Genomic DNA, 11,461 nt, shown 5'->3' with positions numbered 1-11,461 from the left:
GGTGGAGTTCTGGGGCAACGGCACCGAGCGGCTGCACGAGCGCCTGCGCTACGACCGCGACGAAGGAGGCTGGAAGCACCGCTACCTGCAACCGTGACGACACCGCTGCGCCGGCGTTTCACGGCGGATATGCGTCCCGCGGCCCCGTAGTCGGGCCGTAGGGCGAATAACGCCACCGGCGTTATCCGCCGCTGCGCCGACGTTTCATGGCGGATAACCGCAAGCGGTTATTCGCCCTACGCGGCCTTGGAGCCCATCCAACCGCACGCGGTCATGCGCCCTGCGCGGGCTCGGAGTCCGGCCCAGGCGATGTTCGGGGTTGGACGCCGTAGCCGAAGGCCCGGCGCAATCCGGCGATCGCCTGTTGCCGATCCATGCCGCGCACGGCCGGCGGATCGGCGCGTTCGCAGAATTCGCGCCAGACGAACAGGGTCAGCTCGGCGCCATCGGTAAGGGGTTCGGCGGTCGGCACGCCGAACTGCTGGAGCGTCCGGTAGCGCGTGTCCTCCCAGAACAGTTCCTCGACCCAGTCGTACAGTGGAATCAGGTGGAAATGCACCGGCAGGCCGGGCATGTGGCCGTAGCGGCCGACATAGATGCGTCGCGGCCGCAGCAGCGCGTCCATTTCGCGCTCGACCCTGGCCAGCAGCGGCCCGAATTCGGCGAGGGCTTGTTCCGGCAGTTGGTGGAAGGCCGTCGCCGGTTGCCGCGAGCCGAGCATGCAGTAGCCGGGCAGGGCCGAGTCGATCCGCTGGTTCAGCGTCCAGTGGCGGGTCTGGTGGATGATCAGCTCGGGCGGGATATGCATGGGGCGGCGCTCCGCAGATGGGGCGCCCACTGTAACCCGTCGTCAGGGAAGATCCAGCCCGGTCTTGCGCCGTTTCATATCGTCGATGCGTTGTCGCAGCGCCAGGCGCTGGGCTTCCGGCTTGGCCAGCCACCAGTCGCGCACCGCCGAGTTGTCGTAGCGCGTCAGCCAGGCGGGGAAGCGCGCCATCTGCGCTTGCGGAAAGTCGTTGGCGCGGCCGCGCAGGTAGTGATCGAAGAAACCCAGCACCAGGGCATTGGGAGCCTGGATGAGGACTTCCGTCGGTGCCGAGCCGAGCAGCCCGTCGCGCAGCGGCCGGCGGATGAACAGCGGATTGTCGGTAAGCCCGGCATGGGCCGAATCGCGCAGTACCAGGCGATGAATGTCCTGGCGCTGGCCGGCGTGCTCGAAGCGTTCGTAGGAAAAGTCGTTGAAGCTTCTCGGGCGGGCCGGCGCTTCGATGCCGAACAGCCGGTAGAAGTTGCCAAGGTCGGCGTGCAGCATCAGCAGCGGTGCCGGGAAATCGCTATCGAAGGGCGCGAAGTCGAAGTCGCCGCCGTCGAGGTTGACGGCCGCCGCGCAGCGTCGGTCGACCATGCAGACCGCGCCGGTGGTCGAGCCGCCGAAGGACATGCCCATCTCGCCGGTGTGCGCGAAGTCGCTGGCGGCCACCAGGTCGGCGACCCTGTCCGGGACCTCGCCGGCCTGCAGGCGGTCATGGACGAACAGGCGGTCGGCCAGCCATACCGGCGCGCTGAGGTTGACGGCGCGGTTGGCCGGGGCGGGCAGGTCGAGGGCGGTGTGCAACTGGCCGTCGAGGCGCTGGTCGAGATCGTCGCTGACATAGCCCTGGCGCATGGCCTGCGGCAAGCCGTCGTGGGCGGCCCGGCGCAGGTGTTCGACCAGCCCGGGGTCCATGGGCAGCAGCGTGCCATCGGGCAGGCGGGTCGGCGACGCGTCGCCGCTGTGCTGGATGGCGTAGACCGCGTAGCCGTGGCTGGCCAGTTCTTCCATCAGGGTCCAGTTGCCGCCGGCGAAGGCGCTGTAGCCATGGCTGTAGAACACCACCGGCAGGCGAGCGGAATCGTCGCGCAGCGGGGCGTCCGGATAGGAATTGGTGCGCAGGTGCTTGAGGTAGGTGAGCAACGGCGGAAAGCCGAGTATTTCACCGAAGCCTCGCGCGGTGCTGCGCGCCTCGCCTGGGTCGAAATAGTGACGCGGCGCGGCGCCGGCGATCGGGCGTGCCGGGTACCAGGCGCGTACCAGCAGGCGCCGCGGTTGTCCGGCCGGGGCGCCGAGCAGGCCGGGTCGGCTGGGGTCGTCCAGTTCGAAATCGCGCACGCCGACCGCATAGGGGCCGCTCGGCGCCGGCAGCGGCGCGACCGGGAACAGGTACAGCGCGGCGATTGCCAGCAGCACCAGCAGGCCGTACAGCGAACCGGTCCGGAACGGCAGGCCGCGCACGGGCTTCCGGCGCAGGCAGGCGCCGAGCAGCAGGGAGAAACCGGCGAAGGCGCCGACGGCGGCTTGCCAGCGGTCGTCCCATGCAGCGTACAGGCCGGCGCCGAGCGCCAGCGTCGAGGCGAGCGCCAGCAGGCCACGGCGGCCGGGCAGGGCGGGTATCCACCAGGCGAACAGGGCCGCCAGCAGGGTCGCGACCAGCAGCAGGTCGACAGCGGTCATGGTGCTTCGCTCCTCGTTTCCACGGGGCGCGTCGGCTGGCTCGGCCAGAACGCCGCCAGCGCCAGCAGCAGACCGACCAGCGCGTAGGGGGCGCGGCTGTCCAGTTGGTGAAGCAGCGCGCCGAGCAGCGGCCCGCTGATCAGGCCGAAGCCATGTACGGCCACCAGGGTGCCGGCGGCGGCACCCTGTTCCTCGGCGCGCACGGCATTGGCGTTGAGCGCCGAGACTGCCGGGAACACCCAACCCATGCCCGCCGCGGCGACGAAGAAGGCCAGCCAGAGCAGCGGCGGCGAGTCGGCGAAGCACACGGCGGCGAAACCGATGGCGGCGACCAGCCCGCCGACCCGGATCAGTCGCGGCGGTGGCCAGTCCAGGCGGCGCACCAGGAGCTGGGCCAGGATCAGCGCGACGCCCACGGCGGTCAGGGCGATGCCGGCCACCCGCGCGGCGTCGGCGGAATCCAGGCGCAGCCGGTCGAGGGCGAAGAAGCCCACGGTGATCTGCGCCACGGTGACGCTGAACATCGCCACGAAGCCCACCGCCAGCGGCCGCCGCAGGCGGCGGTCGCCGATCGCCAGGGCGGCGCCGCGGTTCGGCTGGCGACGCTCCTCGCGCGGCAGCCAGCGCCAGAGCGCCAGCAGGGCGACCAGGGGCAGCGCGCCGGTGACCAGCAACGGCAGGACCAACCCGTGAGTCGCCAGCAGTCCGGCCAGCCCCGGCCCGATCACCATGCCTATCGCGCTGGCCGCGCCGAGTCCGGCCAGCGCCGCGGCGCGTCGTTGCGCCTCGACGTGATCGGCCACCAGTGCCGCCGTGCAGGCTGGCACCGCGGCGTAGAAACCGCCGGCGAGGCCGCGCAGGAGAACGATACCGGCGAAGGCGAGCAGGGTCGGCAACGTCCAGTGCAAGGCGAGCACGATGAACAGGCAGAGCGAGGCGTAGGAGAGGGCGAAGCCGGCCAGCCCGCCGAGCAGTATCCGCCGTCGCCCATGCCGGTCGCTGGCGATGCCCCAGGGCCGCGCCGCGAGCATCCAGGCGATGCCGCCGACGGTCACCGCGGCGCCGGCCTGCCAGGGCGCCAGGCCGAGCTTGCGGGCGAGCGGGCCGACCAGGGCGACGAAGGACATCACCGCGAGGGTGCAGACGAAGGTCTCGAACATCAGCGGACGCAGGTCCAGGGTGTTGGCGGAGGGCGGCGGGGTGGTCATCTCAGGGATTCCTTCGGGTTCGCGGCAGGCGCAGCCAGACCCAGCCGACCAGCACCAGCGGAGTGCCCAGGGCGAGCCAGGAGAGCAGGTCGTAGAGGCCGTCGCCGAGCAGCGCCGAGAGCAGCCCGAAGAGGCCGAGCAGGGCCAGCAGCAGGGGCCAGCGGAAGATCATCCAGAGACCGCGCCTCATGCCTTGCCCTCCGTCGCCAGGCTGCCGTCCGGCAGTTCCGCCAGGCGCTTCTCCAATGGCGTCTTGCGTCGGCCGAGCCAGAGGTAGAGACCGCTGGCGAGGATGACGATGCTGACGAGGTCGAGCAGCGCCCAGACGATCTTCAGCGGCATGCCGCCGTAGTCGCCGAAGTGCAGCGGCTGCGACAGCAGGAGCGTCTTCACGTACAGCGGCATCTCGCGCATGTCGGTGAGTTCGCCGCTCTGCGCGTCGATCAGTGCCGGCTTCAGCAGGCGCTCGGTGAGCGGCGTGTTGCCGCGCATGAACACCGCATAGTGATGCTGGCTGCTGAACTGGGTGCCGGGGAAGCCGACGAAGCTGACCTCCATGTCCGGCGCCGCCCGGCGTGCCGTGGCCAGGGCCGCGTCGAGCGAGCCGAGGCGCTGTAGCGGCGGCGCGTCCTTGTAGGGCGCGGTCATTTCCGCCAACTGCCCGCCTTGCCAGAGCATCAGGATCGGCAGGGCCAGGGTGTTGATCACCCCGGTCACGCCGACCACCAGTACCCAGGACAGGGTGACGATGCCCAGCAGGTTGTGCAGGTCCAGCCACTTCAGGCGACGGCTGCGTTCGGCGCGTACCGTGGCGAAGTCCAGCTTGCGCATGAACGGCGTGTATACCACCACCCCGGACACCAGCGAGGCCACCAGCAGCAGGCCCATCAGGCCGAGGAACAGGTAGCCGGGCAGGCCGAGGAACAGGTCGGTGTGCAGCTTCAGCATCAGGTACATGAAGCCGCCCGGCGGCGGCAGCGCGTCGAAGAATTCCCCGGTACGCGCGTCGAACGGCTGCATGTGGCCGTTCTCCGGCGGCGGTACCAGGCTCGGCGCGCTGATCACCAGGCCCAGCGGGTCGTCCTTTTCGAATACCAGGAAGCGCACCACTTCGCCCGGCCGGGCGGCCAGGGCGCGGGCGATCACGTCGTCGTAGTCGATGCGCGGCGACTCGGCAGTGAGCGGCTCGAGCTGCGGATGCGGCTCGAAGTAGTGCTCGATCTCCTCGTGGAAGATCAGCGGCAACCCGGTGAGGCAAAGCATCAGCAGGAAGATCGTGGAGATCAGGCTGGTCCATTTGTGCACCAGGTACCAGGTGCGCAGGGTTTTCGCGGTCATAGGCTGGTCATCGGCGGTTTCTGGTTATGGTGGGGCGGACTCAGAAGTCCGCCGTGAGGGAAAGGGAAAGGGTGCGCGGCGAGCTGATCGACAGGTAGCCGTTGGCTGCGGTCCAGTAGTCCTTGCCCAGCGCGTTCTCCAGGTTGGCGCGCGCCACCAGCGGCTTGCCGGCGACCTGGAAGGCGTAGGCGGCGCCGAGGTCGACGCGGTTCCAGTGCGGCACGGCGAGGGCGTTGGCGCTGTCCACGTAGGCCGAGCCGGTGTAGATCCAGCGGCTGTCGAGGGTCAGTCCGTCGACGAACGGGGTGTCCCAGCTGACCCCCAGGTTGGCCTGGCGACGGGCCACGCCGGGCGCGTCCTTGCCTTCGCTGGCAGGGTCGCCGGTCTTGTTCTGCTCGGGCTTGATGTAGGTGGCGCCGGCCATCACCCGCACGCCGTCCAGGGGTTCGCCATAGAGGCTCAGCTCCACGCCGCGGTTGCGTTGCTCGCCGTCGGCGCGGAAGACGTTGCTGGCGTCGGTATAGGCGTTCGGTTTCCTGATCTCGAACAGCGCCAGGGTGGTGGTGAAGCCGCCCAGGTCGTACTTGGCGCCGATCTCGTATTGCTCGGCCTTGTATGGCGCCAGCACCTGGCCGGCGTTGGCCGCGGTCATCGGCGCCGCCTCGCCCTGGCTGAGGCCCTGGATGTAGTTGGCGTACAGCGACAGGTCCTGCAGCGGCTTGACCAGCACGCTGGCCATCGGCGTCCACACGTGCCGCTTGTCGTGGCTGGTGCGCGCGCCGCTGGTCTGGTCGTAGTTGCGCGACTCGATCTGCTGGCGGCGCACGCCCAGGGTGACCTGCACGCGATCCTCGAGGAACGACAGCCTGTCGGCCAGCGCCACGCCGCCGAGGTCGGTTTCATTGGTCTTCGGAATGCTCCCGTCGAGGCTGGAGAAGTCCGGCAGCGGCGTGTGCGGCGAGGTCTGGTAGAGGTTGCCCGGCTGCATCCCGGTGAAGGCGTAGACCATGCCCAGCCGTTCGTGCAGGCGGTTGGCGCTGAGCGTCCAGTCGTGGCGGAGCGGGCCGGTGTCGAAGTTGCCGCGCAGGCCGACCTCGGCGGAATAGGTGCGGCGGTCGCCGCGCTGGCGTGCCAGGCTGTTGACGATATCGCCCTGGTTGCCGATGAGGATGCTGTTGGCGGCGATGGTTTCGTAGTTGCTCTGGCGACCGCCGATGCTGGCGAACGCCGTCAGGTTGTCGGCGAGGTCGTACTCGCCGCGGTTGACCATGGAGTAATCCTCCTGGTCCAGGTAGGAATCGCGCAGGCCGAAGCGTGTCTTCGAGTCCGGGGCGTGGGGGATGTGAGTGGTTCCCGGGCCGGTCAGCAGCGGGCGCACCACGCCTTCCAGGCTTTCCTTCTGGTACAGCAGGTCGCTGGACAGGCGCAGGCGCTCGCCACGGAAGTCCAGGCCCAGGGAGAGCATGGGAAACTCGCGGCTCTGATGGTCGACGGCGGTATCGCCGTTGCGGTAGACGCCGTTGAAGCGCACGCCGAAGGCGTTGTTCTCGCCGAAGCGTCGGCCGATGTCGAGGTGAGTGCCGAGCTGGCCGCGCTGGGTCCAATCGACGCTGACGCGGGTCAGCGGCTGGTCGTCGGCGCGCTTGGGCACCAGGTTGATGGTGCCGCCGACGCTGCCGCCGGGGGAAATCCCGCCGAGCAGGGCGTTCGGTCCCTTGAGCACTTCCACGCGCTCGGCGAATTCGATCGGTACCCGCCAGAACGGCAGCAGGCCATAGAGGCCGTTGAAGGCGACGTCGGCGTTCTGCACGCTGAAGCCGCGAATCGTGTAGCTGTCCACCAGGTCGCCGCGCCCGCCGACCACCCGCACCGACGGATCGTTGGCCTGTAGCAGGTCGGCGACGCTGCGCGCCTGCTGCTGCTCGATGGTCCTGGCGGTGTAGCTGGTGATGCTGAATGGCGCATCCATCACGTCGGCGTTGCCCAGCATGCCCAGGCGCGCGCCACGGGCCACCTGGCCGCCGGCGTACTCGGCGGGCAGGGTCTCGGCACCGGCGGCCTGGGCGGTGATCAGCGAGGATTGCAGTTCCAGCGCGCCATCGGTGGCTGCCGGCACCAGGGTGTAGCTGCCATCGCTGCGCTGCTGCAACTCCAGGCCGCTGCCCAGCAGCAGGCGGTGCAGCGCCTCGACCGGCGCGTAGCGGCCGCGCAGGGCGGCGCTGCGGCGACCCTCGGCGAGGACCGGGTCGAACGCCAGGGATACCCCGTTGTCGCTGGCGAAGGCCGACAGGGTGCGACCGAGCGGGCCGGGGGCGATGTCATAGCTGCGCGCCGAGCTGGCGGCGGGCGCCTCGGCGGCAAGCAGGTCGGGGGCCGCGCCGGCGAGGGCGAGGGTCATGGCGGCGGCGTGGATGGCCAGGGACAGCGAACGGGGGCGAAGCGTGCGTACGGGCATGTACAGGGTTCCTCGTGGTCTCTGCGGACCTTGGGTCGGGGCGGATTCCTCTACTTGCCAGCCGAGAAGGAAAAAGGTCTCAGGTCGAGGCGGTTATTTTTCTGCGGAGCACGGTATGTCGATGGCAACGCCTGTTCCGGCGCAACGGCGGACGGCCTGCCGGGGTGGACGCGAGGGGCGCTTGCCACGGGGATGGCGGCCGCGCCGTCACGCCGGTACCAGGCTGATCCAGTAGTCGGTCACCCCGCGCACCTTCAGCGGATAGGTGGCCTGCAGCATGCCCAGCGTGCGCCGCAGGTCCAGCAGCGGATAGGCGCCCGACACCGCCAGCCTGGCCAGTTGCGGGTCGCAGCGCAGTAAGCCGCGACGATAGCGGGCGAGTTCGGCGAGCACCTCGGCCAGCGGCATCCGGTCGGCCATCAGCATGCCGCGGGTCCAGGCGTCCGGCAGGCCGTCGAAGGCCAGCCGGCGCGCTTCGCCGTCGGCGCCCAGGCGCACCGACTCGCCGCTTTCCAGCCAGCGCCCGCGTCCGTGGAGCGGGCTCAGTTCGACCCGCCCGGCGAGTACCGCGACCCGGGTCGCGGCCATCTCCTGGCGTACGTTGAAGCGGGTGGCACCGGCATGCAGCCGCGCTTCGGCGGTGGCGACGCGGAACGGACGCGGGTCGGCGCGGCTATCGACGAAGATCTCGCCGCGCAGCAGGCGTACCAGCCGCTGGCTGGCGTCGAAGGCCAGGTCCACGGCGCTGTCGGTGTTCAGGGTCAGCAGGCTGCCGTCGGGCAGGGTCAGGCGGCGCTGTTCGCCGACGCCGGTGCGCTGGTCGGCCAGCCAGTCGCGCAACGGCTCGGCCTGCCAGGTGGCGAGCCCCAGCGAGGCGCCGCCGAGGACCAGGGCGAGGTGCTTGATCGCGCGCCGCCGGTCCAGCCCGCGCTCGCGGCCGAGGGTCGGCAGGGCCAGCGCCGGCGGCAGTCGGCCGAGGCATTGCAGCAGGCGCTCGGCGCGCTCCCAGGCATGGGCGTGCTGTGGGCTGCGCTGCCGCCACTGGGCGCACGCCTGGCGCGTGTCGTCGGTGCAGCCGCTGTCCTGCAGGCGCACCAGCCACTCGGCGGCCTCGTCGAGGATCGGCGAGGGAATCCGGCCTTCGCCCGCGGAATTCATTCCATCAGCTCCAGGCACTGGCGGAAGGCCTGCTGCATGTAGCGCTTGACCGAGCCCAGGGACACGCCCAGGCGCTCGGCGATGGCTTCGTACTTCAGGCCTTCGATCTGCGCCAGGAGAAACGCCTGGCGGACCCTGTCCGGCAGGCTGCCGAGCAGGGCGTCTACTTCATGCAGGGTTTCCAGCACCATCAACCGCTGTTCCGGCGGCGGCGCGAGGTCTTCCGGGAGGTTGGCCAGGGCATCGAGGTAGGCGCGCTCCAGCGACTGGCGCTGGAACCAGTTGATCATCAGCCCCTTGGCGACGGTGGTCAGGTAGGCGCGCGGTTCGCGCGCATCCAGTACCCGGCGCGAGGCGAGCAGGCGGGCGAAGGTGTCCTGGGCCAGGTCGGCGGCGTTTTCCGCGCAGCCCAGGCGTCGCCGCAACCAGCCTTGCAGCCAGCCATGGTGGTCCTGATAGAGATGGCTCACAGCGTCGTGCAGGGAGGCGTCGGCCGGCGGCATGGAGGGGATCGCTGTTGTAATTGAGAATGAGTCTCATACTACTTACAGCGAGGGCATGCCTACAAGTCCCCCGGATCGGCGGCGCAGCGCCTCAGGCGTTTTCCAGGCCGTACTGGAAGAAAGCCATGTCGGCCAGGCGTCCGGTGGGATAGAGGAGCCCCTTGCGGGCGGTCTCCAGGCGCGGGAACGACAGCCTTTCTTCGCCGATCAGGCGGTGCAGCGCGGTGAGGGTGCCGCCGTTGACGCTCGTCAGGCCCCGGCGTGGATACAGCGCGCGACAGGCGGCCAGGTAGTGGCGGTCGAGGGCGGGAAACTCGCCCCAGACGCCGAGCAGGATCTTGCTCTTCAGGGTGTCGGTCCAGCTCACCCGGCTGCTGAGGGCATCCATCGACCCGAGCACCGTTTCCAGCAGCTTGCGGTTGTGCGCCAGGCGCGCGCCGTTGCCGGCGAAATCCACCAGGGACAGCTCGAAGAGTTCCGCTCCGGCACCGCTGAAGAGCTGCCGGGCCAGCGCTTTCATCAGGTCCAGGTTGCTGTTCTGCAGCAGTCCCGAGGAGCCACGGAACATGCCCCAGTTGGCCAGGTAGAAACCCAGGTGCAGGGCGGTGGTGTCGAGCTGTTCGGGGGCGGTCAGGTCGTCCCAGCTGCGACTGGGGTCCCAGACATACTCCCAGAGGTACTCCCAGGCCCTCAGGCGCGGGTATTCGTTGCCCGGGGCGGGCGCCAGGCTGGCGTAGTAGCGGTGGACATAGCGGGCGGCATCGAAAGCCATGCGTTCGTTCCCTGGCGGCTTGGAAAGACGGCATGGTAGAGCGTGTGATATCAAAAGGCCATATCGCTGTTCGCAGGGGACGCCGTAGCGCCCCCGCGGAGCGGCCTCAGGTGTTATTGCAGCCCTTGGCGATGGAGTCCTCGTTGGAGGTGTACGGCCGCGAGGGTTCCAGGTTCCACTCGGGCTTGTTGCGGGCGACGTTGAAGTGGCAGACCAGTTGTCGGCGCATGCTGCCGATATTGCTGTCGCGGTTGTCCGGGTTGTCCTTCCATTCGCTGTCCAGGTAGTGGTCGACCACCAGCTCGTTGAAGAAATTGTTGGTCTGGTTGTCCTGGATCTTGCGCCCGCAATCGGTCGGTACCACTTCCAGGGTCATGATCTTCTTCCTGAAGCCCGGATCGTCGCGCTCCACCCAGGTGGCGCTTTCCACATAGCGCTCGCAGGCATTCTTCTCGCTGGTCGGGTAGATCGCCTGCTTACGCCCGTCGTAGGCGAACTGCGCGTCCTGCTGGCGGGTCTGCGGCAGTCGCATGTTGATGATCGGGAGGAATGCCTGGACCGACTGGTACCACTGGATCTGGTTGAGCCGAGCGCCCTCCAGGCCGGCGTCCTCGGTGTAGAACGCGGCGAGGATCGACGGCGACTTCGGCGGGTTTTCCTCCCACTTGGCCAGGCGCAGTTCGTTCTGGGTGGTGAAGGATTCGTCGGCGATCTGCGCCATCGCCCGGATGCTCTGGTAGAAGGCCGGGCCGGCGGCGGTATTGCGCTCGTCGCGGACGTCGAAGGAGCACTGCCGCGAATGGTCGCCGCGGTTCTGCCGGTAGTTCGCCGCCCACTGCTCGGCGGTGCTGACGTTGATGTCCTGGCAGGACTTCTCGACGCTGTTCGGCGTGCGCCGCGAATCGGTGCAACCCTGCTGGGCGCGGTCGTCGGTGGCGGCGTCGATGGGGAAGGAACAGAGCACCGCATAGTCCTGGTGGTCCTTCGGATTACCGAAGATGGTGTCGAAGATGAAGCCACTCTTCAGGCCATAGGCGAGCTTGCGGTACTTGGCGTCCTTGCGCAGGTAGGAGGCGGAGACGCCGCCGCTTTTCTGGCTCTTCGGACTGATGCTGTAGAACATGTAGTCGGTCGAAGGCCAGGTGGCGCGGAACAGCACGCCGGAACAGAGGAATGCCGGCTTCGACGGTCCGCCGCAATCCTGGCGGGTGTCGTTGTACAACTGGTTGAGCCGGGCGACCACGTCGTTGCCCCGGTCGGCCTGGGCCGCGGGTGTCAGCGCCAGGCCGGCGGCGGCGAGAAGGTAGAGAAAGGTGGATCTGCTTCCGTTCATGGGATGGACTCCACGCAGGTTCGAAGGAGCGGGCCGGGGGCGGCCCGGTTGGTCCCGATGGGGACGAGCGCGACGGGCGGATCGCGGGGGATGAAGCGCTTGCGACGGCATGGCCGTCGGCGTTGGGACGTCAGTGGGACGTGGTGGCGCCAGTCTGCAACCGGGCGCTGCCGGGAATGCCGGGTGACCCCGGCATTCCCGGC

At 69.2% G+C, this 11,461-nt stretch carries 11 protein-coding genes; 1 reads left to right on the top strand and 10 read right to left on the bottom strand.

The genetic code is table 11. From position 1 onward, the window contains the following. On the top strand, positions 1-97 hold a 97-nt coding region (locus FFS27_RS19860; protein ID WP_272483171.1), incomplete at its 5' end, for a pyridoxine 5'-phosphate oxidase C-terminal domain-containing protein. Positions 98-271: 174 nt separating this feature from the next. Here FFS27_RS19860 and FFS27_RS19855 read toward each other — a convergent pair. The 10 genes from FFS27_RS19855 to FFS27_RS19810 all read right to left on the bottom strand — a co-directional run bounded on the left by FFS27_RS19855 (position 272) and on the right by FFS27_RS19810 (position 11,258). Beyond that, positions 272-808 carry an HIT family protein gene (locus FFS27_RS19855; RefSeq protein WP_003088158.1) on the bottom strand — a complete coding sequence of 179 codons (537 nt, stop codon included), beginning with the start codon at positions 806-808 and terminating at the stop codon, positions 272-274. Between the two features lie 42 nt (positions 809-850). Next, a complete protein-coding gene (locus tag FFS27_RS19850) occupies positions 851-2,491 on the bottom strand; it encodes an alpha/beta hydrolase family protein (protein ID WP_023101335.1) in 1,641 nt (546 codons plus the stop codon). Then, positions 2,488-3,699: an MFS transporter gene (locus FFS27_RS19845; RefSeq protein ID WP_011666695.1), complete on the bottom strand. Its 1,212-nt coding sequence runs from the start codon at positions 3,697-3,699 to the stop codon at positions 2,488-2,490. Before FFS27_RS19845 ends, FFS27_RS19850 begins: the two co-directional genes overlap by 4 nt. Before the next feature lies 1 nt (position 3,700). Then, complete coding sequence (locus tag FFS27_RS19840) at positions 3,701-3,889, bottom strand: hypothetical protein (protein ID WP_003088166.1); 189 nt, start codon at positions 3,887-3,889, stop codon at positions 3,701-3,703. After that, positions 3,886-5,037 carry a PepSY-associated TM helix domain-containing protein gene (locus FFS27_RS19835; RefSeq protein ID WP_003088170.1) on the bottom strand — a complete coding sequence of 384 codons (1,152 nt, stop codon included), beginning with the start codon at positions 5,035-5,037 and terminating at the stop codon, positions 3,886-3,888. The genes FFS27_RS19840 and FFS27_RS19835 overlap by 4 nt, the downstream gene beginning before the upstream one ends. Positions 5,038-5,077: 40 nt before the next feature. Next, a complete protein-coding gene (locus FFS27_RS19830; protein ID WP_009315576.1) occupies positions 5,078-7,492 on the bottom strand; it encodes a TonB-dependent receptor in 2,415 nt (804 codons plus the stop codon). A 207-nt stretch (positions 7,493-7,699) separates the two neighbouring features. Further along, a complete protein-coding gene (locus FFS27_RS19825) occupies positions 7,700-8,650 on the bottom strand; it encodes a FecR domain-containing protein (protein WP_023101334.1) in 951 nt (316 codons plus the stop codon). Next, positions 8,647-9,153: a sigma-70 family RNA polymerase sigma factor gene (locus FFS27_RS19820; protein WP_003088185.1), complete on the bottom strand. Its 507-nt coding sequence runs from the start codon at positions 9,151-9,153 to the stop codon at positions 8,647-8,649. The genes FFS27_RS19825 and FFS27_RS19820 overlap by 4 nt, the downstream gene beginning before the upstream one ends. Before the next feature lie 91 nt (positions 9,154-9,244). Beyond that, positions 9,245-9,925, bottom strand: coding sequence for a hypothetical protein (locus FFS27_RS19815; RefSeq protein WP_003088189.1), 681 nt, complete (start codon positions 9,923-9,925; stop codon positions 9,245-9,247). A gap of 106 nt (positions 9,926-10,031) precedes the next feature. Then, a complete protein-coding gene (locus FFS27_RS19810) occupies positions 10,032-11,258 on the bottom strand; it encodes a DUF2599 domain-containing protein (protein WP_003112111.1) in 1,227 nt (408 codons plus the stop codon). Between the last annotated feature and the right edge of the window lie 203 nt (positions 11,259-11,461).

The organism is Pseudomonas sp. 2VD, assembly GCF_005503585.1.
Classification (GTDB): domain Bacteria; phylum Pseudomonadota; class Gammaproteobacteria; order Pseudomonadales; family Pseudomonadaceae; genus Pseudomonas; species Pseudomonas aeruginosa.
This window is presented reverse-complemented; position numbering and strand designations above follow the sequence as displayed.